Consider the following 25,824-nt stretch of genomic DNA (forward strand, 5'->3'; position numbering starts at 1 on the left):
AGATGGGGGTTAGAATTCGTAGCTTACGCTTAAGCGTGTTGTACGAGGCATAATGTAACGGCCATTGGGGGCGTCAGCATTACGTGGGTCGCCTTCGGTAATTCCTTGCTCGTCAGTTAAGTTATCAATTGCTAATTGCAGTTTAATCCCTTCCATTGGCTCAAGGATAAAACCTAAGTCAACTTTTTCGTAGCCATCAAGTGTCACGGTGTTTTCATTATTACCAAAGCGGTCATCCACTGCTGACAAAGTACCATAGAGTGTGGCGTACATGCCGTCGACTTCAAAGTCATAGCTTGGTGTTACGCGTACTTGCCATTTAGGTTGGCGCTGTGCTTCTTTGCCTTTATTTTTTGGACTTTTCGTGATTTCTGTTTGTTGTAATGTAGTATTTAAATTAACAGAAAAGCCAGATTCATGATTAAAGTTGTAATCAAGTTCAACACCATACGCTTCGTTGGTTAAAATTTCAGCTGGCACACCCGGGCGACTTACAAAGGTATCGCCTTTGACTTCGTTGGTAAATAAAGTGGCAAAAAAGTCAGTGCTTTGAGTGATCAGTTTATAGCCAAGTTCAGCTTGAGTGACTTCTTTAATGAGTTTCTCGCCGTCTTGGTGGTATGCGACGTAGTTATCTCTAAAATCATCGAAGTATGGCATTTTATAACCACGGTTAACGCGAGCAAATACGCCCATGTCATCATTAATTGAATAGTTTAAACCGGTTGTCCATGAGGTTTTACTCTCATCGTAATCAACGGTTTTATTGATAATACCGTCAAGGCCTTCATCAACACTGTACTGTACATCATGGCTTTCATAACGTAGTCCACCGTCAAGAGTGAGATCTTGGCTTAGCTTGTACTGTGCTGTGGTATAAAAAGCATTAGTGCGTGCATCACCTGATGAATTAATGTCGTAGTTAAAGTCACAGCCTTCGGCGCTTTCATTACAAGTAATATCACTGAGCATTTCACCACCCGCTTCAAGAACATGATAGGCTGTATTGCCTAAGCTCCACCAGTCATTGGCAGAGGTGCTTGCAGTGTAATAGCCGACAGCAACAGAGAGGTCTTCAAATTGCTTTGAAAATGCTAAATCATTAGTAAATGAACTAATTTCTTTGAGTACCACCCAACGACCCACTTGTTGTACTGGTGTATCACTGTCATAAGTTGTGCCTGTCGCGGCGCCTGTTGCAGATTGACCATTATCAGCCACTTCACCTAGTGTTGTTGCGGAGCCTGCTGGCACTAAACCAAGTGTATTGGCATCGCCTTTGGTGATATTAAAGCGGTCTGAAAAACTCCAGCCATTGTCAAATTCAAGTTTAATACTACCGCCAGATACATGGCCATTCCAACCGCGGCCATCGCCAATATCAACTTGGTGCGCGTCATTATTTGGCCCGGTATAAATGGTCGCTTGGCGGTTTAGTGTGCCAAGTTGGGTATATTCAGCATCAATGCCATTAACATTGAGTGGTGTTGGTAAGTACCATGCGCCATGATCGTCTGTTTGGCGAGTGTAGAAATTCATTTCACCGTTATCGAGTTCTTTGGTGATATTAACCGTAAACTGGCTGCCTTTCTCAGAGGTAAAGCCTGCATCACGAATACCTGGTGAGCTTTTTACATAGCCGCCTACCATAAAATATAGGTCGTCGCTGATTTCGCCACTTAAAACAGCATCAACACGTTGCAAATCGTAATCAGAGGTGGTGTATTTAAATAAGCCTTGAGTATCTTCGCTGCCACGCTTTAAACGAAAGTTGGTTGTTAAGCCCGGTTGGCCGTTAGAAACCACTGGGTTTGGACCACCACGTAATGCTTCCATGGTTTCAATGGTTTCGTCGATTCTAAATAATGATGAGTTTTCTAAAAACGATAATGTTGGTGCTGGGTAAATAGGAGAGCCTTCAAGGCTTAGGGTTAAAAATGGTGCATCACCACCACCAGGAAAACCACGCACAAATACATTAGCGCCAGATTCACCACCCGAGCTTTCTACCCACACACCGGGAACTGCTTTAAATAAGTCCGCAGTACTTTTTGGTGATAGTTTAATTATTTGCTCAGCATCAATATTTGTCACAGCATAGCTGGCATCAATTTTACGAACGCCCATACCTGCAGGTGTGCCAGAAACCACAATGCGTTCAACTTTTTTATCTGTGGTTGTTTGCGCGCTTGTTGCTGGTTGATCTGCAAGCACGGTTTGACTGGATAGCGCTAAAATAATAGCGCAAGCAAGTTTGCTTGGTGTGTGTGTTGTTGTCATGTTGGTATTCCCATTTTTTGTTCGTTATTTAAAAAACTATAAATAACAAAGCACTAACTAATTTAATGAAATGTTAATGCTGTGTTCTTTTAAACCTTAGAACTTTATGCAAACGTTTGCAATTATTTTTTTAACTTTCTGTATTATTTTTATACACGGTTATGTTTATGACTAAATTTAGGCCTTGGCGCAGCCTAATTTTAATAATGATGGTATATTGCAACTTCACGATTTAAGGAAGGCTTCGTACTTAGCAATGAATAACAAACAACTAAAGTTAGCGGATCTAGCCAAGCTTGCTGGAGTATCAACCTCGACTGTTTCTCGTGCGTTAAATGATAACCCATTGATAAAAAAAGAAACTAGAGATAAATTAAAGCAGTTAGCAAAGCAACATAACTTCAGTTTAAATACGGCTGCGAGCCGCCTTCGCTCACAAAAAACCAATGTTGTAGCAGTGATCATAAATTTCGACAGTGGCACTGAGCAATCAATTAACGACCCTTTTTTGCTTAAGGTAGTCGGAGAGATAAACCTCGCGTTGAATAAACAAGGGCTAGAACTTCTGCTCTCAAACTCATTTATGGCCGGTGATGACTGGGCTAATTACTTTATCAATAGCCGTCGGGCTGATGGCATTATTGTGGTTGGGCAAGGCAAAGATCCGGCAAACATTGAAGCCGCCGCTAATGCAGGCGTGCCCTTAGTTGTTTGGGGTGACCCAAAAACTCCCAGTAATTATCCCATTGTAGGCAGTGATAACTTTGTTGGGGGTCGTCTTGCTACTGAACACTTATTAGCAGGTGGCGCTAAAAATATTGTATTTTTGGGAGACCCAGGACATGCTGAAATTGGCGAACGTTACCGTGGCTATTTAGCGGCTCTAAATACGGCTAACGCTATAGCACACGTAGTGTCTATCGATATTACTAGTAGCGCAGCATACCACGGGATCAACCAATTACTAGTCGCGAAAGGTTTATGTTTCGACGGCATTATGGCGTGCAGCGATATGGTGGCACTAGGCGCTATGAAAGCGTTAAAAGAGCGCTATATCAGTATTCCTAACGATGTTGCGTTAGTTGGTTTTGATGATATTGCCATGGCAGATGTGAGTCACCCATCACTTTCGAGCATTAAGCAAAACACTCAGCGAGCCTCAGTATTACTGGTTGAAAAATTATTAGCGCAGTTACAAGGCCAGTCAGCTGAATCGCAAGTTGTTGAAATAGAATTAATTAATCGTCAATCTAGCAAAGGATAATCTGTAGGGTGAGTTAACTCAATTTTGAAATTTAAAATGCAAACGTTTGCATTTTATTTTGCGCTACACTATGCTAAAAGAAATCAACATCAGGTTAACGTGCATGAACCCAATAAGAATAACCATAGCGTTGGCGTGTAGCTATTTCGTGTTCGCTATTTTACTCAATAGTGTTGGCACCGTAATTTTACAAGCCATCAATAGTTTTGACATAACAAAAACGCAAGCTTCTGTTTTAGAAGGCTATAAAGACCTTACCATAGCAATAGTTTCTTTTATTGTTGCATCATTTATTCCACGACTTGGCTATAAACTGGCCATGCTTGTAGCGTTGGGGTTGGTTGCCTTAATGTGCTTGTTAATGCCCTCAATTGCACAGTTTTATGCGTTCAAAGTATTGTTTGCTGTGATCGGTTGCAGTTTTGCGATTATGAAAGTATCCGTTTACTCGGTTATTGGCCAAGTCACTGATAACGCCAATCAGCACTCAGCATTGCTTAACACCATTGAAGGTATTTTTATGCTTGGGGTGTTATCTGGCTATTGGGTGTTCTCATGGTTTATTGATAGTAGTAATGCGCAAAATACAGCATGGTTGAACGTGTATTATTTGCTGGCTTTGTTAGCGGGTATGGCTTTTATTACAGTGCTTATAGCGCCAATAAAAGTTCCGCAAAAAGCAACATTACGTACCAGTCAATTAGCTGCTTTTATTGACATGCTAACACTCACTTATAAACCTCTAGTGGTTATATTTATTATCAGTGCATTTTTGTATGTGTTGATTGAGCAAGGGGTAGGGACTTGGTTACCTACTTTTAATAATCAAGTACTTAAGCTGCCAGTTGATATTAGTATTCAACTGGCCAGTGTGTTTGCCGCAGCACTGGCGCTAGGTAGACTAGTGGCGGGGCAGATATTACGCGTTATTGGCTGGTATAGTTTGTTGTTAAGTTGCTTGGTTGCTATGGGCGTGCTGGTGCTACTAGTTTTACCGCTGACTCATGAAATTGATGGCAGCCAAGTAACGAGTGTATTTGATGTGCCTTTTGCAGCATACATGCTGCCGCTCATTGGCTTTTTTATGGCTCCTCTTTACCCATTACTTAACTCTGTGATGCTCAGTGCGTTAGCCGCTCACCAGCAGGCAGCTATGACCGGACTTATCGTGGTTTTTTCAGCATTAGGCGGCACCACTGGTTCAGTAATTACCGGCTTCATCTTTGATAAATTTAGTGGCCAACATGCCTTTTATCTTACCTTGATCCCAATTAGCTTGTTGTTGATCAGTGTAACTTTATTTAAAAAAATGACAGTAAACTTAGGCGCAGTGCCAGAAAAAGGAACGATATGAACTTTGTAAATAGCCAATTATTTTTAGATGTGCAACTGGCGGCTATATTTAGTGACAGTAAAACTTTTGCTGATGCGATTGCTAATGATAGTTGGCAGTTAGCATGCGACCTTTACTTACGCGTTAAACCACTTACTACACCACAGTTAACAGAATTTGTAGCACAGCATTTTACGTTTGAATCAACACAGCTCCCAACTCAGCAAAGCAACAGCGATAGTGTGCAAAGCTATATTGCCAATTTATGGCCGTATTTGCATCGCAATGCAGACACAGCTAAAGCCAGCTCTTTATTACCACTTAAACACAGCTACATAGTACCGGGTGGGCGCTTTCAAGAAATATATTATTGGGATAGTTATTTTACTGCGTTAGGTTTGCAAGATATTGGCGATATAGACAGTATCGAAGCCATGCTTGCTAATTTTATTGATCTGCAAAATCGTAATGGTTGTATTCCCAATGGCAACCGCAGTTACTATAGTTCTCGCTCGCAGCCTCCTATTCTAGCGCTGATAGTTGATTTAATTTGGCAAGCAAAATACTGTAAAAATAGTGACTTTGCATGGTTAACTGATTGCGTTGTTGCCCTTGAGCAAGAATATACATTTTGGATGCAGGGGGCAGAGCTACTGAGTGAGCAAATATCAAGCCATAAGCGTGTAGTAAAAATGGCAAATGGTGCATTACTTAACCGTTACTGGGATGATCAAGCAACACCACGGCCAGAATCACTGCGTGAAGATTTGCATGATGCCTCATTACTTCCTGAACAGCAAAGAGCTAATTACTATAGAAATATTAGAGCTGCGTGCGAGTCTGGTTGGGATTTTAGTAGTCGCTGGCTGGGTAATAATAAGCTTACCAGTATTCAAACCACGGATATTATTCCTGTGGACCTCAATAGTTTACTTTATTACCTTGAAAAACAGCTGGGTCATTACTTTGCGGTATTAAACAATACAAATAAGCAACAGTATTTTGAGCAACAAGCAGCTCAAAGACGTGCGGCAATTAATCAGTATTTATTCAGTACTGATATGGGGTTTTTTGTTGATTTTAATTATCAAAGCCAGCAACAATCTACAGTGCTGTCGCTTGCCGCCACCGTCCCATTGTTTGTCAATTGTGCTAGCGAAGAGCAGGCGGTGTTGGTTAAAAATAAGCTTATGAGTGACTTTTTAAAACCAGGCGGATTAGTAACAACCCTCAATGAGACTTCCCAGCAATGGGATAGCCCTAATGGCTGGGCACCACTGCAGTGGTTTGCTGTACACGGATTTCACCAGTATGGCTTTGTTGCAGATGCAAACACCATCATGAGCAATTGGTTACAGATGATAGAAAACAGTTTTAAAACCGACCACTGTCTACTCGAAAAATACAATGTTTATGAGCCTGAAAATAGAGCTGGAGGTGGCGAGTACAAAGTGCAGCAAGGCTTTGGTTGGACCAATGGAGTGACTTCTCGATTTTATCATTTAATAAAATAACGTAATAGCCAAGGATTGGCTTTAAAATTGTTTAGTCGTTATGCATCAGACATCTAAATTTTCATTCTTTTGATAAATCAGATGCAATATAGATGCAATATAACCCCCATCTCTGTTATTAGCATTGAAGATAGGTGTCATTATAAGTTTGTTCCTTATACTGAACATGGAATAGCGGTTTAAAGGAGAGAGTAATCGTCTGCTAATACACTCCTACAAAACAGCTAAGAGTGATTGTTATCAGCCAATTAAGCAAAGATATTTAGCGATGTTGCTGCTCTCTTTTTAGCGTGAAATAAAAGCTTTTCATGAGTATATACATGGTTACGGCCAGCTATATTCATACTTTTCAATAGTATAAAAGCATGATGTAGCTAAGGTTTTAAAAATTACAGGGGATATTGTCAATAATCGCTTGTGATGCTACCTGGCCAAATAATGCTTGTGTTATTGCATCTCCTGGTAAGGTATCGCTAAACGTTAATAAATCGGCTGACTTCCCTGTTATGGTTTCATACAACACCAATGAGGAAAGCAACTTACCTAACATTGTTGCATGATTCCCGTCAGCCTGATGAATGGTTAACTCAGGCGATATTTCGAAGGCTTGATTCCATGCTAACCCTACAGGGGCCACACAACTATGTTGCTCTTTAGCAATATCTACATGAATACCGTGTACGTAAATTGCATCTTGTGGCTTTCCTGCCAGTGGATGTTCAGGAAAAAGAATTGGCGTGGCACCTATCGCTTTTGCTCGTTGTATCCAAGTTACAGTGGCATCGATAGGATAAAATTCCGACTGGCTTTGAGAGTATTTTTGCCCTTGTAAAATAACATGGGTCCATTGTTTATTTTGTATTGTTTCAATAATGCTTTCGTTATTAACGATCGTGTCGAGAAATGCTCCATTGCGAGTGTCAATATTTACCGTTTTATTGGCGTCACCATGAGAAAATATTTCTGTTAGTAAAGATTCAATACCGGCTACATGGCTATTACCAATAATTAGAATATTATAATTACTTAATTCTCTGTTATTGGGGATTGGTAAATTATCCGTTGATTTTATTGGCTCACTAGTGCCATTTCCAGCAGGGATGGCTGCTTCTGATGTGGAAGTCGACCCCCCACACGCACACAGCATAAGTATTGCAGAATAAATAATTAGGTTTTTTCTCATCATTCCCTCGATAGTTAATAGTTATTTTTTTAGTGTGAAATTTGGCTTGATGTATCCTATTTTTTTGCCACTTTATTTAAATTTATTATAAAACTCGTCAGTTATGGTTGTCATTTTGCAATTCAATGTGGTGTTTTTTCGCTTCATTATAAACAATGCATAAATTTGTACTCATCAAATCAACAGCAAAGATAAAATTATATCGCTGTTAAAATCATTTGATACGGTGTTCCAATTACCTGCAGTGCCTTTAGAAATAGTTTAAAACAATGCGTTAAAGTCTAAATCTTTTTGTTGAACATTTTCATCATTAGCAACACCGTAAAAACGATGGTGCACTGCATATAGTCACATTCCATTTACATTACCACCAAGTTTGAAGCAAATAAAGTAAATATCTACTCCTTGGCTACCGACATTTAATAAACAGATACTGAAACGTCTTGTTGTAGGGCCGTTGGCATGTGGCTCTTACTTTCGCGTTAAACTACTCACAAGAGCGAAATTAACAGAATTAGTAACGTAGCATTTTTACATTCGTATCAACGAAGCTTCCAGCTAAGCAAAGGATCACCGAGGCCAGAATCATTGCGTGAAGATTTAAAGTATGCCTAATTACATCCTGAGCACCAACGAGCTAGTTACTATAGAAATATTAGAACCGCGTGTGATTATGGTTGAGATTTTAGTCGTTGCTGGCTTTGTAATAATAAGCTTATGAGTGACTTTTTAAAACGAGGAAGATTACATCCCTCAATGAGACTTCCCTGCTATGGGATAGCCACAAATGCTCACTGGTGCTAGAAAGTACTTTTAATACTGACCACTGTCTACTCTAAAAAAGTACAGTTTTTATTGGGCTTTAAATAGGCTAGAGCTGGCGAGTACAAAGTGCAGCAAGGCTTTGGTTTATAACCACACGATTTTATTATTTAATCAAACTATAAGTTAATAATAAAGTTTTGATTTAAATCATTTTTATAACTAAAATGGATTAGTTGAAAGGTGCTTGATAGTCAAGCATCTAGACGTCTAAATTTTTTATTCTCTTTATAAATCAATAGATTTGAGTGAAATAGGTTGAACATTGGAGTTGTTTTAGGTATTGTAAACAAAATGTTTCAAGGACGAGATGCAATGATTCAACCAACCTCAGTATTTATCAAAACCGTTTTTAAAATGCCTGTCCGTTCGCAGTGTTATCCATACTTAATTAAAACGTTAGATGCATTTTTTAGTAAAGTAAAAATGGACGACAGTCTACCCCATAATGACAACCGCAATGAGTTTGATCTTTTCTTAATTGATAGCAGCGGCTGCAATTGGCAAAACTTAATACCAGCAGACTTATTAGCCTTAGCCAAAGTGAAACCTGTGATTGTGTTTAATGCGCATTCTGACGCTATTTGTGAAAAAAACTTGTTACTTAATAATTTTAAGGGAGTCTTTTATAACAATGACCTTCCTGAGGACGTATTTACCGGATTAATGCGGATCATTAATGATGAGCTCTGGTTCAGTCGCAAGATTATTTCTTCTACATTTAATGAAGTGCTCGCGATGGTAAGTCATTATGATCATCAACCTAGCAGTGATGCTGGTAGTGAACATCAAGTGTTAAAAAGCCTGACTAAACGAGAAAAATCAGTGGTTTATTTACTTGCGCAAGGTGCGAATAACCATAGTATCGCAGAGCGGTTAAATATCAGTGATCACACCGTAAAAACACACCTTTATAGCGCATTTAAAAAAACAAATTCACGAAATCGTATTGAGCTATCTAATTGGGCACAGCGATATATGGCGGTACGATTACCGTTGCATGACTAACAGATCAACCATAATATGCACCCAATTATAACCAGTAGGATGGAGCATCAGTAACTGCATATTTTGTGATATTGTTTCAGGTAAAGCACCTTGTGACCCTGTTTGGGAGGATGAAAGCATTTAGTATTTCTGACTATCTATCCAAATACAAAAGGAGCAACTGTGGTTATTCCTAAGCAGCACCTTAGTCGTTATGCTTTTGCGCAATCTGATGAAGTACTTGCAAAGCTGATTGTAGCCACTCAAAAGTTGCTCTTATTTTAGACTCTGCGCTAAAGGGAGGGGAGAACAGGTATGTTTTTGAAATTTATATTCTCACGATTGTGAAAGAGCCGACGACAGTGAGCTCGCTGCTTTTGCCAAACAGATCAGAGAGTACGCATAACCTTTGTTTATATAATACTCAATCGGTAATTGCAGCCCTAATACTCTTCATACATTACGTTGGTTTTTGATTGGTGCTATATCGGTGCTGGTACACAGATATAACACCTGTTATTGCTATTTTTGTATCTCATGGTTAGCTATAGAATAAGCTAACCAGAAATCAGAATCGTTATGCCAGCGTTGATAGACGTTAATTATCAACTACGCTTTGTTGCCCATATGCCTTTATCAATGCCTTTGATGACTAGATCACTGAGGGCTTTTTCAATTGCTTGGGTTACGCAAATACTCATCGGTTCGTTATCACTAAAACCCGCTTCGGCTTCGGCTAAACGTTTATAACTAACATAACGGAAAAACCCTGCGCGCATTTCTTGGCTGAGCACTTTTTTGCTGGTGGCTACGGACAATAATACTTGCCCAGTACGCACGTCTACGGCACGTAAGTAAATAGAGATAGCATCTTCGCGGTAGAGTTCTGACGCGCCGATGCCAAAATATTCCATGCCAAAACCACCGGTTTTTACATTGGTGTCGTAGCTAATTATACCGCCTTCTAAAATGATTTTAGCGGTGGTCAGTGGTGGTAATTCAACAGCATTTGGCTGTTCGGCTTGGGCGGCACGAATAATTTTTCTTTCAGTCAGAATATTTTGCAAACCTTCACGTTCAACCGGAATAAACCAATCAGATTCGTGTAGCGCTTGTATTAAGATGGAATTAGCCCCTTGAGTGACGGCGGTTGAAAATGAACTAACATTGCCTTGCGGTTTATATTGGCCCGTTTGATCACGAAAAGAATATACCGATACGGCGATACTGCCAGCAGGTGTTGGTAACTGTTGAAGTGCTTTAAAGGTTTCAGTGGGGGTTAAACTTGCGGCCAACTGTTGCGAAGGTGGGATCAAATTGCCCATGCTACTGCATGCGGATAATGCCAGGGTAAGTACTGCAATAAAGAGCGCTTTCATTTAGCTAAACCTCGGTACTTCAATGACCACGACACTGTTGTCAGTGGTGTTGGTTATTCGCACTGTAATTGAATCTACGGTACTGGTGATCACTTGAATTTCGTAATCACCACTTAAAAAAATTGAATCTTGGTTAAAAATACTTTCATCTATATCTTCACCAAAGGCAATATCAGTGATCTCTCTTACCATGCGGTTTAAGTAGGTACGTTCTAGAGAATCTTGAAATTTCTCAGCGTAGCTTTGTTCAATTATTGGTGCTTTATGTTTATTTTGCGCTTGCGCTTTATTTAATAGCATACTGGCATTGAGTGGACTACCTCCGAAACTTGGATTAATGGGGGTATACACAAGCTCTGTTGCAGATACCGATAAGGGGAGTAATATCATTATAGTTGTTGTTATATATTTTCTTGAGTCGGGGGCCATTTTACCATCCATTTTTTGCCATATCGGGCGAAGCTTTATGTAAATTAGAGCGCGCCATCGCATCCATAACACTGTATAAAGCGTGTTCTACACGCTCATCAATAGGCTCCAAGCGACGCCCTAAATAGGTTACATATACAATTTGATTATTCATTACTAAGGTCAGTTTTGTGCCAGCCCGAGGAAGTACGGTCTCTTTTATTTCTATATTAAAACCAGCGGTTGAGGGTAGGTCGCGCCAAAGGTTTGAAAATTCAAAATAAAACTGGTGACCAAAGCGACTAATGCTGCGATCGAGCACTAGGCCATCTATTTCTAATTCGTCAGCGCCTTGAGATAAGTGGCTAAAGGTAGTTAAAAAAAGCAGGCTTAGCGCGGTAATAAGCGTTCTAACTAATGTCATGTTTAATATGGGGGGACGTGCCCCCCAATATCCTTATTCTTGGGTCACAGTTGCTGTGTTGTAATCGCCCACTTGGGTGATCACGACTGAAGTGTTAGAAGCGGTAATAGCACCTTCAACTAAGTTGCCATTGCCTACTTGTGTGACTGTGAAGTTGATGTTGTCACCACCAACGATAAATGCACCCGTATCGATACCTGCTACCATATTCATATCGCCTTGCTGCGAAATATCAATAGAATGGTTGCTGCCTTCCATAACTAAATCAATCGCATTCAGATCGCCACTTTGGCTAAAATCAACGCTATTGTTATTACTATTTAGCACACTTGCAAAGGTTAATGTTGCTTCATTTGTGCTGCCTAATTGACTGATATTAATGTCATTATCGTTTGAATTAAGCGATGTGTCAGGGTACGAAGATTGAATTAAAGCGGTATTCATGTCACCGGCTTGAGCTAAATCAACGTCGTTGCCTTGACCATTAAAATTAGCGATGTGAGCGCTGTTTTCGTTACCAATTTGAACGCTTGAGAATTCATTGTCAGCGCCAATTGTGCCCAAGTAGGTCTCGTTCATTGAGCCATTTTGCATAACAGTGAGTTCATTGTTATCACCTAATACATCAGCCCCAACTTGATTATTATCTTGTTGTTGATCAACCGAAACTTGATTGTCATTACCGGCAAATAACTCAGATGTGAAGGTATTGGTATTACCTTCTTGATCGATTGATAGGGTGTTTTCGTTTCCTTCAACACTTGCAAAAGTCGCAGTATTTGAATCACCCGCTTGTTCGATGTCTAAGCTGTTTTCATCGCCGCGAACAGAAGTAACCGTAACGCCGTTGAAATTACCTTCTTGTGCTATTACTACTTCATTCGTATTACCAACGAGTTCAGTAAGTGTAAAAGCGTTAAACAAGCCGTTTTGAGTAACTTCAATGGTGTTTTCGTCACCACTAATAGTTGCCAGCGTTGCTTCATTTAAAAGGCCTGCTTGAGATGCGCTAATTTTGTTGCTATTACCTTGCAAATCCAAATTATAAAACCAATGGCCGCCATCTTGCTGAGTAACTGCAATGTCGTTAGCATCACCTTGAACTACGTTAATCGCTTCGTTATTAATACCAAAAAAGCCCGTGCCAAACTGCGCAACATTGACTGAGTTATCATCGCCTGTTATGTCTGATAGAGCGCCATTAACTTCACCATCTTGGCTGTGACTTAGGGTGTTGTTATCGCCTATTACGTACGTTAAAGACAAGTTTTGAATTTGTTTTTGATCAACATTAATGCTGTTGTTATCGCCTAAACTTGTTACGTTTGCTTCAAGGCCATCACCTTGTTGCGTGACCATTACATCGTTACCCATACCTTGCAATGATGTTTGTTCAATAGTGAGGACATTGCCTACCGCAGTAGTTGACACTTGACTTGCTAATACAGAGGTTGATTGGTTTTTATCGTCGATATTTGCGTGTGCAACAAAGCTTGAACTTAATGCAACTGCGATTGCACATGTCAATAAAGATTTATTTAACTTCATGATTTTTCCTTAACTTATAATTATTAGAGCAGTCATTAATGGGTTGTGGATACCTTAATGTTCTGCATAGTTTGTTCGGCATGCCTTGCCGATTTAAGTTTTGTGATATCAAGAGCAAAAAGCTCACTCATACAAAAGTGAGTGAAGAATTATATTGATATGCAGTGTTGTGTTTTATGCAATTAATGCTTTTTTACTTACGCACTGCTACCAATTGACGGTTAACTTTATTGTGTAAACGTAATATTCGAAATCATCTCTTTTTATGATTTTTAATCTACTTTCTTTTCAATTGCTTACTTGTTTTCCACCGTAATCAGCTTGGAATGTTGAATAATCTGGTAATAAAAGATGAGGCGGGTAAGGCATCTACTGAGCGCTAATTACTCATAAAAACGATTGTGTTGTTAATAAATTGACCGTTAAAAACAGTGTTAAAGACTGGTTTTTTAGTAATTTATTGAATTTTTCTTGTCTGGTTTAGGTTTTCTCTGTCATTTATGGTGCTTGCCAGTGATATTTCAAAAGTAGTGAAGTTAGCGAAACTTAGTAACAAAGCTAAGTTAATATTTCTAACTATGGATACAAAATATGAAAACTAAATTATCTATTTTAAGCTTGGCTATTTTGCCATGTTTAGCTGCAGCACAAGTAACAACCATTGCTGCAGAGCCTTCAGCACGAGCTTCTCAAGACTCATTGCTTGTTATGTATAAAAAAGGCACTTCTGTGGCAATGCGAAGTCAAGCCCGCAGTTTAGTAAAAGCTAAAGTAAGTGATTTAAATAAAGATGGTGTTGATGATAACTATTCGTCGATTTTATCTGGTCGTCTAGCTAAGTTTGAAGTAACTGGCATGAGCACCAAGCAAGCAATTAAATTACTGCAAACACATGCAGCGGTTGAATATGTTGAGCCAGATTATCGCGTGAGCATTGCTACGGCTCCTAATGACCCTGATTTTTCAAAGTTGTGGGGATTACACAATGAAGGCCAATCTGGTGGAACGGCCGATGCGGATATAGATGCACTCGAAGCATGGTCAATTACAACAGGTGGTAAAGATGTCGTTGTGGGCGTTATCGATACTGGTGTAGATCACAGTCATAGTGATTTAACGGCAAATATGTGGATAAATCCGAATGAAATCGCAGGCGATGGCATCGATAATGATGGTAATGGCTACATTGATGACGTGCATGGTATTAATGCCATTACAAATGTTGGCGACCCAATGGATGACCAAGGTCACGGTACGCATGTCTCAGGGACAATCGGCGCTGCAGGTAATAACAATAATGGTGTTGTGGGTGTTAATCATGAAGCGGCGATTGTTGGTTGTAAGTTCTTAGATGCATCAGGCAGTGGCTCTACATCCGACGCTATTAAGTGTATTGACTATATGGTGAGTCTGAAAAATGCGGGTGTAAATGTTCGCGTACTAAATAATAGTTGGGGCGGTGGTGGCTTTAGCCAAGCGCTTGCTGATGCGATAACCGCCAGCGAACAAGCTGACATTTTATTTGTTGCCGCTGCAGGTAATGACGCCGTTGATAATGATCAAAATCCACATTATCCATCCAATTATGAGCATGAAAGCGTGTTGTCAGTGGCCAGCACTGATCGTAACGATAATATGTCAGACTTTTCACAGTGGGGTTTAACCAGTGTTGATTTAGGCGCACCAGGGAGCGCTATTTTATCAACCGTACCGGGTAATGGTTATGCCACTTACTCTGGTACATCAATGGCCACACCGCATGTTGCGGGTGTCGCTGCTTTGGTACTATCACTCAATCCTGACTTATCAACAAGTGAGCTTAAACAGCTGCTTATGGATAGTGGCGATGATAATGCACAACTGGCAGGGAAGACCGTATCGGGCAAACGCTTAAACGCTAATCAAGCTCTTGAGCAGGCAGACCCTACACCAAGCTTTAAACTATCTGTTACACCAACAGCTCAGCAGATCACTGCCGGTGAAACGGCAACATATACATTTGAAATTGGCTCAATTGCCCAGTGGCAAGGGGTTGTAGACCTTGAATTAATTGGCGATTTAGCTGGTGCTAGTTTATCAGCAAACACTGCAACGCCTGGTGATGTGGTGATACTTAGTGTGCCAACTCAAGAGTCAACACAATGGGGGCGCTATGACTTTAGCGTAAATGCATCTTCTGGCGAGTTGGCTAAGCAGAAGTCAGTAAGCTTATTAGTTGATCCTGTTGGCTTAAATGATTTTACCTATACGAATGATACCGCAGTAGCAATCCCCGATAACAATGTTGACGGTGTTGATTCTGTGATCACCGTAAATGATCCACTGACTGTTTTTGCAACTCAAGCGAGTATTGATATTTCACATACTTACATTGGTGATTTAATCGTTACGTTAACCTCGCCTAGAGGAACAAGTTCTACATTGCATAGTCAGTCAGGCGGTAGCGCAGAGGATATAGTACAAAGCTACTCTTTAGCTGATTTTAATGGCGAAGTGGCAACGGGTGATTGGGTATTACATGTTGAAGATACCTATGCGGCAGATACTGGCACACTGAATAATTGGTCACTTACATTTAGTGCAATTGGTGAGGTAACCCCGCAGCCACCACAAGCTGATTTTGACTATGATGCACAAGCTTTAACAGTCTCGTTTACGGATTCAAGCAGCGATGCAAATAACGATATTACACAATGGAGCTGGGACTTTGGTGATGGTGCAACTTCAACAGATGCAAATCCAGTTCACGCTTATGCGCAATCAGGTAACTACCAAGTAACATTAACTGTAACCGATAGTGAAGGTAATACTGATTCGTCAGTACAGACCGTGGTTGTGAGTGATGTTGCAATTGCGTTGAGTTTAACCCGCGCGAATAAAACCCGCTTAAACACTATGCGTGTTGATCTTAGCTGGGAGCAAGTGGGTGCTCAATCACTTAATGTATATCGCAATGGTGAGTTTGTAGGAACAACGACTGATAACGGCCGTCACCGTGACTTCTTACGTAATGCAACTTTGCCAGCCTATGATTACCAAGTTTGTGTTACAGCAGATGTATGTTCAAATATCGTAATAGTGACATTTGAATAAGTGCACTTAACATTTAAATAATTCCCCGTGAAGTCCCAAGCCTTGCTGTTCCCCTGCAAGGCTTTTTTATTGCCTACTATATTGTTCCTGATAGTTAAACTCTGCACTTCAAACATCTAATAATATTATCAGATAGTCGTATTGTGGATTTTAACTGGCTCTGCTAACGTTCAACGATTACCCATAGTTTGAAATTCGGGGCGACTGACAACGCGCTCTATATTACAAAAAGAGAAACGTGCTTATGATCATCTTTTTTATCTGCCTGACTATTTTAATATTAGGTTACAAGTTCTACAGTCCCTTTGTAGAAAAACAAGCTGGTATGGACGCCACCATTGATACACCACAAAAACGTTTTAGCGAAGGTGTTGACTATGTTGCAATTCATCCTGTTCGTGCGTTTTTAATTCAGTTTTTAAATATTGCAGGGGTAGGCCCAATATTTGGCCCTATTCTCGGTGCTCTATATGGACCAATTGCTTTGGTCTGGATCGTACTCGGTAATGTATTAGGTGGAGCTGTACACGACTTTTACTCAGGTGTTATGAGTATCAAAGAGGATGGTAAAAGCCTACCAGAAATTGCAGGTAAATATTACAACGTTGTATTTAAAGGCTTTATGTTAATATTTACGGCGATGTTACTGTTTTTTGTCGGCGTGGTATTCATAATGAGCCCCGCTGGATTATTAAGCAACTTAGACGTATTTAAAGATACTATATTTGCCAATAATACCTTTTGGGTTTTGGCTATTTTGGCTTATTACTTTTTAGCTACTTTACTGCCAATTGATAAAATCATTACTAAATTTTACCCTGTTTTTGGTTTATTAATGATTGTGATGACGGTTGCAATTGCTGTATCACTGTTAATTAATGCGCCGCATTTACCGGTAGCTGGTGATTTTTTAGCGTATTTTGAAGCTGATCATGCCCATGACTTTTTAACTCCAAATCCAGATGGATTACCTACGTGGCCGTTATTGTTTATTACCATAACCTGTGGTGCTATTAGTGGTTTTCATTCTACGCAAGCACCAATTATTGCACGTTGCCTAACTAACGAAAAATACGTTCGTCCAGTTTATTATGGCGCAATGATGTGTGAAGGTATTGTTGGTTGTGTATGGGCATTAGCGGGTATTGCTGCTTTCCCAGAAGGCTATGCAGGTTTGAAAGCAATGCTTGATTTAGGCGGCCCAGGTTTGGTGGTTAACCATATAGCAAACAGTTATTTAGGTGTGTTTGGTGGTATTATGGCGATTATTGCAGTAGCAGTATTCCCAATTACCTCAGGCGATACGGCGTTTCGTTCACTTCGTTTAACAGTGGTTGATGCGTTTAGTATTCCGCAAAGTTTGCGTAATCGTTTATTGCTAGCAATCCCTATTTTAACGATTGCCTACTTTATGACTAAGCTTGATTTCTCTGTGATTTGGCGCTACTTCGCATTCTCAAATATGCTGCTTTCTACGAGTGTGTTATGGCTTGCGACCAAGTACTTATTTGACCGTGGAACATTTCACTGGATTGCCAGTGTACCTGCAGTCATCGCTACAGCAGTGACCTTGTCATACATAATGACTGCGGCAATAGGGTTAAACTTATCAAGTGATTTAGGTAAACCGATTGGTGCAGCAGTGGCGGTAATAGGCTTTATAGTACTAGCGATAGTGCATTCAAAGCATAAAGTGCGTGCAGTTTAATAAATCGTAATCTTAATAATGTAAAAGCGAGCCTTGTGAAGGCTCGCTTTTTTATGTTTAATCGAGTTGTAATTTAGTTAATAGCTTTATCAACTTTTTGATCACTAACCGTTCAGGCAAACTATTAGCCGTTAAAAAGTAGCTTGCTCAAAGTAGCGAATATCATCAAGGGTGTTGCTGATCATCATTGCGCCCTCTAATAAACTCACTGTTTTAATCGCAGCACGTTCAGGATTAAGCTCTCCATTTATTTTATGTGCTTGAGTTAACCAGACTAAATTTTTAATGAAAAAGCGTTTTACTTCATCGCGCACTTTATCAGGAAGGCTGTCACTTTGTGCGCCAAGTAAGCCACATAAACACATTTTTTTATCCATCACTAACGCATTTCTAAATAATTGCGTGTAAATATCGATTGGATTTTTACCGTTTGCTTTATGTGCCTCCGGTTCGCCAAGCACAGCGATAAAGGCATCAGTGTATTGATGCGCGAGTTCAGCACCTAAATCAGCTTTGGTCGGAAAATGATAATGCACACTCGCACTTTTAATACCAATTTCATTCGCCAACTCTCTAAAGCTAAAATTGCTATAGCCACCAAGTCTAACCTTATTTTCTGCTGCTTTTAACAGGGCTGCTTTTTTTGTCATTTTAAAACTTCCTTCATATCGCTGCAAAAAATTATCAACCAGTAGGTAGTTATTTTCAAGCTCTTTTATTTTTAGTTTGCAAAGATCGAGATCTTAATATAAATTACCTATCAGTAGGTAGGTAATTTAATCTTGCCAATATTAGTTCAAACTGTGGTTAAAAATATAAAGAGATAATTATGAAAATTTATGACGTAGAAAACTTTCCTAATCCATTACGTGTACGTATTGCACTTGCTGAAAAAAATGCGACTGACAAAGTAGAATTTGTTGCTGTTGATTTATTAAATGGTGAGCATCGTACTGAAGCCTTTTTAGCTAAAAACCCCTTAGCAGGCGTGCCTGTTTTAGAGCTAGATGACGGGACATATATAGCAGAATGCACCGCGATTACTGAATACATTGATAGTTCTTTTGCTGGCCCTTCATTAACCGGTGTTGAGGCAAAAGAACGCGCGGTGATTAATATGATGCAAAAGCGTGCGGAGTCAATGGTCCTTGATGCTGTAGCCAGTTACTTTCATCATGCAACGGATGGCTTAGGCCCAGCACTTGAAACCTATCAAAATGTTGCTTGGGGAGAAAAGCAAGGTGAAAAAGCGCGCCAAGGCTTTGTTTATTTTAATACAGTGTTAGCCAATTCTGCTTATGTTGCCGGTGAGAATTTTAGTGTTGCAGATATTACTTTGTACGCCGGTCTGGTGTTTGCAGGATTTGCGAAAATTGCTATTCCTAGTGAGCTATCACATTTAATTGCATGGCAACAAAAGGTCTCTCAACGTCCAAGCATTGCCGCTTAGTTATCAATTTATAATGTGGAGCTACTTATGAAAATTGCAGCTGATTTTAGCGAACGTGTTGTTGTGCATAGCGAATCGTTAGAATGGATAGCCTCACCGATGGCGGGTGTTGATAGGCGTCCACTTGATAGAGTGGGCGATGAGGTTGCACGCGCAACCAGCATTGTACGTTATGCGCCAAACAGCCATTTTTCTGCCCATACACATACCGGCGGTGAAGAATTTATTGTGCTTGAAGGTGTTTTTCAAGATGAACATGGTGATTTTCCCAAGGGTTCTTATATTCGTAATCCGCCTGAGTCAAAACATACACCAAGCTCTGAAAACGGGTGCGTTATATTTGTAAAATTATGGCAGTTTCAGCCAGAGGACAGAGAGCATGTTCGCTTGCAAACTAATACCATGCATGGTGTTCCTCACCCTGAGTTTAGTGATGTAAATGTAGCTCCTCTTTATAAAGACGCCTTTGAAGAGGTGAGTATTTTAGCATTTGCACCTAACAGTGAAATATCGTTAAACGCCTTGGGTGGGGGCGAGCTTTTAGTTCTTGAAGGCTCGCTTGAAGAGCAGGGCGATACATTAGTAAAACACAGCTGGTTAAGAGTACCGCCTAACAGCGAAATTAAAGCAATAGCAGGCAGTGAAGGAGCCAGAGTTTGGCTTAAAATCGGTCATTTAACAGATGTTGAAAACCAAATAGCACGGCTTAAAAATGCATAATTAAGCATTTAATTAAAATAGGCACAATAAAAGTATATGTGCCTGTTTTTTGATCTACTTCACTATTGGTTACTAAGCTATCACCTATACTCAATGCTCATTTTATTGCGGAGTTCGGGTTATGGTAAATTTAACACACGGCTTATCTATTGGTATTGAGCGCTCTGGTTGCGAGTTTTTTTTAACCTTAAAAGCCATAGGCACACTCACTCACAAAGATTATGAAGTGATTACGCCGATGATAGACTCTGCGCTTGGCGAAGTTAAACATCCTATTGTTAATGTACTCATAGATGGAACTGAGCTTGATGGCTGGGAACTTAGAGCCGCATGGGATGATTTAAAACTTGGCTTAAAACACAACAAAGAGTTTAAAAAAATAGCCATATACAGCAACAAAGACTGGCAATCAACCATCGCTAAATTAGGCAGTTGGTTTGTATCAGGTGAAATTCAATATTTTGAGAACGCCACTGCGGCCTTAGAATGGTTAAAAAGTAATGATGAAGAAGCGGATGCTTAAATAAAGGCCATAATCGGCCTTTATTTTTAAAGTATTTATACCAATTCGCTTAATTAAGTGATCTATTTTGAGGCTGGAAAAACGTGTTGATAGCTAGGCAAAAAATTTGCTATTTAGTTGTTCTAAATGAGAATTTTTTAACGCAGATAGCGACACGTTTAGCCCCGTAAAATTATTAAGTATTATTGCGGATTGGTATTATACCTCTTGAAGTGTAGGTAATGCTGGAAAAGCCCCCTTGGCTAAGCAGGCTTTAGAGCCACAGCGAAGGCCGAAATTTAAAGCGCGTTTTACTATTTTCTGATTGTTGAGTTTATCCGTGAGCAATATATTTTCATCATTATGATTTAAATAATACAAAACCCCGGCAATAAACGCATCGCCCGCACTGGTGGTATCAACCGCCGTAATAATTGGTGCAGCTTCAGTAAATGTAAATACGTTATGGTAAACCGTTGCCGGTGCAGGGCCATCGGTTAAAAATACCAATTTAACACCTGTATCTAAAATAGATTGTAAATAATCATCAGGTGCTTGCTGTGTTTGCTCAGCTAAAAAGTTTAGCTCATCACGCGATAGCTTAACAATATCGCAATAGGCGTAACACGCGTGTACATTTTGCTCAATGTCATTGCTATTTTGCCACAAGCTATAGCGTAAATTCACATCAAAGCTGACTAGCTTATGGTTGTTTTTAGCCAGCTTTAAAGCATTGATCGTGGTGCGCGCAATGGCTAAATTAGTTAACGTGTTGGAACAAAAGTGTAGGGTACTCAATTCATCCCATTTGATATGGTTTAAATGCTCACTCGTTAACAGTAAATCGGCGGTATTGTGGCGATAAAAATTAAAGCTGCGTTCACCGGTTTCATCCAAACTGACAATAACCACGGCCGTTTGAGAGTCTTTAATTGTAAATAAGTACTCTGTACTTACCTTATATTGCGCAAGCGATTTACTTAATTGTTTAGCAAAATAGTCATCGCCCATACCGCCACAAAAAGCCGCTTTGCCGCCCAGTTTGGCATAACCTACCGCTACATTGGCAGGAGCGCCGCCAGCAATGGGCAAATAAGCACTGTTTTGAGAATCTTGCGGCAGCATATCAATAAGCAGCTCGCCAAGGCTAAGTAATTTGGTCATATTGTAAATCCTAAAAAACCTAGCAAGGGCTAGGTCAAAAGTAGTGGGAGAGTCTTTCAAGGTAAATAGATGTTAGGAGATCAAGCGCTGAAAATACATTATTCAGCGCTTAAAAATACTAAAGCTCGGTTAATTAAATAGGTATTTAAGTGTTAGTGACGTTGTACGGCCGTTAATAGTGCGGGCACGAATAATATTATTATCTGGGATAGAACCTTCTTCGGCTTCAGTAATACCGACTGTATCAAATAGGTTATTTACATTAAGCGCGATGCTAAGGTTTTCAGATAAATCGTAGCTTACAAAGCCATTTACTTGGGTGTAACCATCAAATTTAAGGTCGTTGTTGTCTTGAGCGTATGCATCGGTAGTACCAATAAAGCTTACACCAGCTGCACCTTTCTCGTAGCTATAACGCGCCATTAGTGAGTAAATTAAATCTGCTTGGCGTCGAGGTGTATTACCTTCTACTTCCGGTGTTAGAGCATCTTTAACGATTTCAGCATCGGTCCAGGTTAAGTTACCGCGAAAATCCCACGCATCGATGAAGTAAGTTGATTCAATCTCAATCCCTTTGGCTTCGTATTCACGGTCGAAAAAGGTTTGTGATGTAGCTTCAAAATTTTGCTCTTCAGTTTCTGCATAAAAAGCAGTTGCAAATACAGAGAAGGAATCAAAACGTTTTTTAACCCCAAACTCATATTGATTAACTTCATCTACAGCATCTTCTTTCGCAACAGAGCCATCTGCACGTACTTTACCAAATAAAAGTCGGTCAGCATTCGCTCGTCCGCCTTTACTGATACGAGCAAATGTTGCCAGACTTGGGTCAATTTGATAGTTGGCACCAATTGAATAAGATGTGTAGTTCCAGTCGTAGTTAACTGGGCTGGCATTAGTAATATCAATGCCTGCAACATTTTGTTCAGGAACGGATATTTCACCATCACGATTCATATCAACTGTAGAGGTTACTGCACCTGCGTAATTACCGCGAGCTTCGCCACTATCGTAACGGGCACTTGCATCAATACTTACATCGCCAAGTTTTGTAGAAAATGCAACGTACGGGGCGCGAGTGTCGTATTCTGTGTCGTAATCACGCTGACAACAGTTACCCCAAAAAGGTGTTCCGTATGCGTATAAACCATTTTCAGAAAACTCAGTACCATCGGCAGCTGTGACATTTAATAAGGCTGCGTTATCGCCCTTAAGCTCCATTAGATAAGAGTTCCATAACCACGACATGGCAATGTTTTGCGTTGATGCGTAGTAACCAAACGTAATACTGGTGTCGTCATCGAGCGATTTAGTCAATTTAAAGTCGTTCACAATAGAGTCAAAGTCGTTCATTGTGACGTCAAACGTATGAATACGCATTGCTAAATTGTCTTTAAATGCAGCCCCAGTATTTGCATTGCTGAGTGTTGCACCTGCGCCGCCAATACTTTCTGCAATCGACGTTGCACTGCCTACTTCAGCAGGAATAAGTGAATTAAAGTTACCGCTTACAGATGATTTACGAAAACGGTTTTCGATACGCCAATCATTATCTAAGTCAAATACTGCTTCAAAGCCAATTGAGTCAACGTTAGGGTTCATACCGTCGCGAATATCGCCACTGCTAATTTGGTTTTCGCCGTTTAGACGCACTGTTTTTGTAAATAATGCCGAGTGTGGTGTATCCGATTGTGCGTCAAACCCAGGGATAGAATCGCCATTTGCATACATTGGCATCGGTAAGTAACCTACGCTTTTATCATCTAAATGCTTGTAATAAATTCGAACATAGCCGTTTTCAAAATCTTTGGTTAGGTTGGCTTTAATTTGCCCGCCTTTATTTGATGTGTAACCTGTTTCGCGTGGACCTTCACCTTGGCGAACAAAGCCACCGACATGAAAACGTACACTATCGCTTAGGTAAGTACCGTATTCAAAGTCTGTACGAACGCTATCGTAATCGAGGCCCAGAGTAGTTGATACGCTGCCTGATTCGTTTTCACCATTTTTAGAAATAAAGTTAATAATGCCACCAGGTGCATTACTTGCAGCCGTCGATGCTGAGCCGCCACGAATTGATTCGATTGTTTGTACGGTATTATCTAAGCGCATAAAAATATCAGCGTTACCAAAAGCGATATCACCGTATTGCAGTACAGGTAAACCGTCTTCTTGTAATTGTAAAAATTTCGCACCGCCAGATGCCACAGGTAAACCACGCACAGCAATGTTTGCGTTACCTTCACCACCGGTCGATTCTGCGCGAATACCCGGAATGATTCTAAACGCCTCAGCGGTTGAGCGAGGTGTAGACACTTCAACCTGTTCAAGCGACAAGCTACTGACTGATACGCTTGATGCCATAATCGTTGTACGACGTGGTACACCAGTTACAACGATTGTTTCAAGACCTTTGTTAGCTTGTACTTGAGAATTTTGATCTTGTTGTTGCGCATGTACGCCTTGGCTTACTGCAAGTGCTAATGCACTGATTAAATATAAAGGTGTGTTGTGTGTTGTCATGGTTACGCCTCGTTATGTTGAACCCAATTGGATTTGTATTTTTACTTAATCGATTAAGTAAAAATAACAAATATTTTACAAGAAGCAAATTATTTTGTGCTTAATTTGCTCTTTTTTTATTCATTCATTGATTTATAAAGTATTTTTTATTGTCTTAGAATATAGGTTTACTCAGTTACAGGGTTATCTTGCTGTAAAGCCGTTGCTGATGGATCTTTAAAATAATTAAACAGCATAGCTAAAAATAAAATGACAGCAAAGCCCGTAGCTAAATAAAAACCGTAACGCACATGGCCAAAGTAATCGCTGATCATACCCATGAACAAGGGTGCTAAAGCCGCCGAAAGTGCGGTAAAAAATAATATCACGCCCGCCACAGCACCGTGCTGTTGCACTGCAAAGCAGGATATACCTTTAGAGTTTAAAGTCGGATAAACCATCGACATAAATAACCCCGAAAGCGGCAATAAACCCACAGCCCAATCAACGCCACCGAATAATGTACCGACATAACACAGCGCAATGCCTAAGCTTAAATAGGCCATAACACCTTGCCAGCTATAGCGGTTTAGTAACCATACGGCAATAAATCGCCCTGCGGCACGCAGTACAAAAAATATTGTCAATGCATAGGTTGCAAGTAGTGGCCAAGAGCCAGTGTAATCTTTTAACAGCGTAGGCATCCATACATAAATAGCAACCTCCGTGGCCACATAAAGGGCAATTGCCAGAGAAAAACCTAGCGCATACGGATTTTTGATCATTTTCATGGTGGTGGCAAGCGAAGTGGGCTTTGCTGTGGTTTTTACAACGGCTGGGTAGTCTGCACGCCACGCTAGTAAAGCGAGAATTAAACACATTACACCTGCAATAATGTACAGGTAAGTCCAGCTTACATTTTGCACCAGTAAGACGCCTACTAGAGCTGGCCCTACAATGGCGCCTATGCCAAAAAAGCCTTCTACCTTATTCATCGTTTTAGTGTGATCTTCGTTACTATGTGAAATATCACCAAGTAACGCAAGCGCACCCGTTTTAAATAAACCAATGGCTAAGCCTATGCAGCAAAGTAGCAATAAAAAGAAGGTAAAGCTGGTGCTAAACGCAAACAAGAAACAGCTCGCCGAAAATATTAAAAGGCCTAGCATGATGGTTGTTTTACGCCCTAAACTGTCTGCTAAAAAACCTAAAAACAATCCACTAAAAGCAATTAGCGCCATAGGTGCATAATGGAACGCGCTTGCTTGGGTCATGCTTAAACCAAACTCTTTAATAAGTTCAGGTATGATCATGCCCACCGCATCAGAAGTCATGGCAAACATAAAAAACATCATATATGTAAGCCAGCGTATTTGTTGCAACGGATCGCTGCTTACGTGTGTGTGTGATTTTGTCATGTACTTTTTCCTCGTTAAATGCTCAGTTAATACTTAGTAAGTCAGTTAGTTACTTATTGTAGTATTACGTGAGCCACGATTTTTGTATGTAAAATTATTAAAAATTACTTGTAAATTCTTACTTG

At 40.1% G+C, this 25,824-nt stretch carries 19 protein-coding genes; 9 read left to right on the forward strand and 10 right to left on the reverse strand.

Annotated elements, in window-relative coordinates:
* Positions 1-9: 9 nt before the first annotated feature.
* Entirely contained in the window at positions 10-2,280 is a 2,271-nt protein-coding gene (locus tag H5203_RS01725; RefSeq protein ID WP_182819276.1) for a TonB-dependent receptor, read from the reverse strand.
* Positions 2,281-2,536: 256 nt separating this feature from the next.
* Here H5203_RS01725 and H5203_RS01730 point away from each other — a divergent pair, with 256 nt between their 5' ends.
* The 3 genes from H5203_RS01730 (at position 2,537) to H5203_RS01740 (ending at position 6,391) form a co-directional block, all read left to right on the forward strand.
* Complete coding sequence (locus H5203_RS01730; RefSeq protein WP_149981828.1) at positions 2,537-3,544, forward strand: LacI family DNA-binding transcriptional regulator; 1,008 nt, start codon at positions 2,537-2,539, stop codon at positions 3,542-3,544.
* A 103-nt stretch (positions 3,545-3,647) separates the two neighbouring features.
* Positions 3,648-4,898: a sugar MFS transporter gene (locus H5203_RS01735; RefSeq protein ID WP_182819277.1), complete on the forward strand. Its 1,251-nt coding sequence runs from the start codon at positions 3,648-3,650 to the stop codon at positions 4,896-4,898.
* A complete protein-coding gene (locus H5203_RS01740; protein WP_145234536.1) occupies positions 4,895-6,391 on the forward strand; it encodes a trehalase family glycosidase in 1,497 nt (498 codons plus the stop codon). Before H5203_RS01735 ends, H5203_RS01740 begins: the two co-directional genes overlap by 4 nt.
* 382 nt (positions 6,392-6,773) lie before the next feature.
* On the opposite strand, the gene H5203_RS01745 is transcribed toward H5203_RS01740, so the two are convergent.
* The gene (locus H5203_RS01745) at positions 6,774-7,577 is read right to left on the reverse strand and encodes a hypothetical protein (protein ID WP_145234534.1); all 804 of its coding nucleotides are present in this window, start codon (positions 7,575-7,577) and stop codon (positions 6,774-6,776) included.
* Positions 7,578-8,711: 1,134 nt separating this feature from the next.
* Between H5203_RS01745 and H5203_RS01750 the strand changes: the two genes are divergently transcribed.
* The gene (locus H5203_RS01750) at positions 8,712-9,404 is read left to right on the forward strand and encodes a response regulator transcription factor (protein ID WP_145234532.1); all 693 of its coding nucleotides are present in this window, start codon (positions 8,712-8,714) and stop codon (positions 9,402-9,404) included.
* Between the two features lie 584 nt (positions 9,405-9,988).
* Here the strand turns inward: H5203_RS01750 and H5203_RS01755 are convergent.
* From H5203_RS01755 to H5203_RS01770, 4 genes are read right to left on the reverse strand one after another with little or no spacing between them, the layout of a single operon-like run.
* Positions 9,989-10,762 carry a CsgG/HfaB family protein gene (locus H5203_RS01755; protein ID WP_145234530.1) on the reverse strand — a complete coding sequence of 258 codons (774 nt, stop codon included), beginning with the start codon at positions 10,760-10,762 and terminating at the stop codon, positions 9,989-9,991.
* Positions 10,763-11,203 (reverse strand): curli assembly protein CsgF, encoded by a 441-nt coding sequence (locus tag H5203_RS01760; protein WP_145234528.1) that lies wholly within the window; start codon positions 11,201-11,203, stop codon positions 10,763-10,765.
* Positions 11,193-11,594 (reverse strand): curli production assembly/transport protein CsgE, encoded by a 402-nt coding sequence (locus H5203_RS01765; protein ID WP_145234525.1) that lies wholly within the window; start codon positions 11,592-11,594, stop codon positions 11,193-11,195. Before H5203_RS01765 ends, H5203_RS01760 begins: the two co-directional genes overlap by 11 nt.
* Positions 11,595-11,627: 33 nt before the next feature.
* Entirely contained in the window at positions 11,628-13,142 is a 1,515-nt protein-coding gene (locus H5203_RS01770) for a curlin (RefSeq protein WP_145234523.1), read from the reverse strand.
* 591 nt (positions 13,143-13,733) lie between these two features.
* On the opposite strand from H5203_RS01770, the gene H5203_RS01775 reads away from it, so the two are divergent.
* Both H5203_RS01775 and H5203_RS01780 read left to right on the forward strand, forming a co-directional pair.
* Positions 13,734-16,235, forward strand: coding sequence for a S8 family serine peptidase (locus H5203_RS01775; RefSeq protein ID WP_182819278.1), 2,502 nt, complete (start codon positions 13,734-13,736; stop codon positions 16,233-16,235).
* 244 nt (positions 16,236-16,479) lie between these two features.
* The gene (locus tag H5203_RS01780) at positions 16,480-17,943 is read left to right on the forward strand and encodes a carbon starvation protein A (RefSeq protein WP_145234518.1); all 1,464 of its coding nucleotides are present in this window, start codon (positions 16,480-16,482) and stop codon (positions 17,941-17,943) included.
* Positions 17,944-18,074: 131 nt separating this feature from the next.
* Here H5203_RS01780 and H5203_RS01785 read toward each other — a convergent pair whose 3' ends face one another.
* On the reverse strand, positions 18,075-18,593 hold the full coding sequence (locus H5203_RS01785; protein WP_145234516.1) for a TetR/AcrR family transcriptional regulator: 519 nt from the start codon (positions 18,591-18,593) through the stop codon (positions 18,075-18,077).
* Between the two features lie 179 nt (positions 18,594-18,772).
* Between H5203_RS01785 and H5203_RS01790 the strand changes: the two genes are divergently transcribed.
* The 3 genes from H5203_RS01790 to H5203_RS01800 all read left to right on the forward strand — a co-directional run bounded on the left by H5203_RS01790 (position 18,773) and on the right by H5203_RS01800 (position 20,636).
* Positions 18,773-19,393, forward strand: a complete 621-nt coding sequence (locus H5203_RS01790; protein WP_145234514.1) for a glutathione S-transferase — start codon at positions 18,773-18,775, stop codon at positions 19,391-19,393.
* A 27-nt stretch (positions 19,394-19,420) separates the two neighbouring features.
* Positions 19,421-20,113 carry a cupin domain-containing protein gene (locus H5203_RS01795; RefSeq protein ID WP_145234512.1) on the forward strand — a complete coding sequence of 231 codons (693 nt, stop codon included), beginning with the start codon at positions 19,421-19,423 and terminating at the stop codon, positions 20,111-20,113.
* A 121-nt stretch (positions 20,114-20,234) separates the two neighbouring features.
* Complete coding sequence (locus tag H5203_RS01800) at positions 20,235-20,636, forward strand: STAS/SEC14 domain-containing protein (RefSeq protein WP_145234510.1); 402 nt, start codon at positions 20,235-20,237, stop codon at positions 20,634-20,636.
* A gap of 198 nt (positions 20,637-20,834) precedes the next feature.
* Here the strand turns inward: H5203_RS01800 and H5203_RS01805 are convergent, their stop codons facing one another.
* From H5203_RS01805 to H5203_RS01815, 3 genes are all read right to left on the reverse strand, one after another.
* Complete coding sequence (locus H5203_RS01805) at positions 20,835-21,779, reverse strand: carbohydrate kinase (RefSeq protein WP_145234508.1); 945 nt, start codon at positions 21,777-21,779, stop codon at positions 20,835-20,837.
* A 129-nt stretch (positions 21,780-21,908) separates the two neighbouring features.
* Positions 21,909-24,302 carry a TonB-dependent receptor domain-containing protein gene (locus tag H5203_RS01810; RefSeq protein ID WP_145234506.1) on the reverse strand — a complete coding sequence of 798 codons (2,394 nt, stop codon included), beginning with the start codon at positions 24,300-24,302 and terminating at the stop codon, positions 21,909-21,911.
* Between the two features lie 167 nt (positions 24,303-24,469).
* Positions 24,470-25,699: a sugar MFS transporter gene (locus H5203_RS01815; RefSeq protein ID WP_149981806.1), complete on the reverse strand. Its 1,230-nt coding sequence runs from the start codon at positions 25,697-25,699 to the stop codon at positions 24,470-24,472.
* Between the last annotated feature and the right edge of the window lie 125 nt (positions 25,700-25,824).

It is taken from the genome of Pseudoalteromonas sp. SG41-1 (assembly GCF_014164575.1).
Lineage (GTDB): Bacteria > Pseudomonadota > Gammaproteobacteria > Enterobacterales > Alteromonadaceae > Pseudoalteromonas > Pseudoalteromonas rhizosphaerae.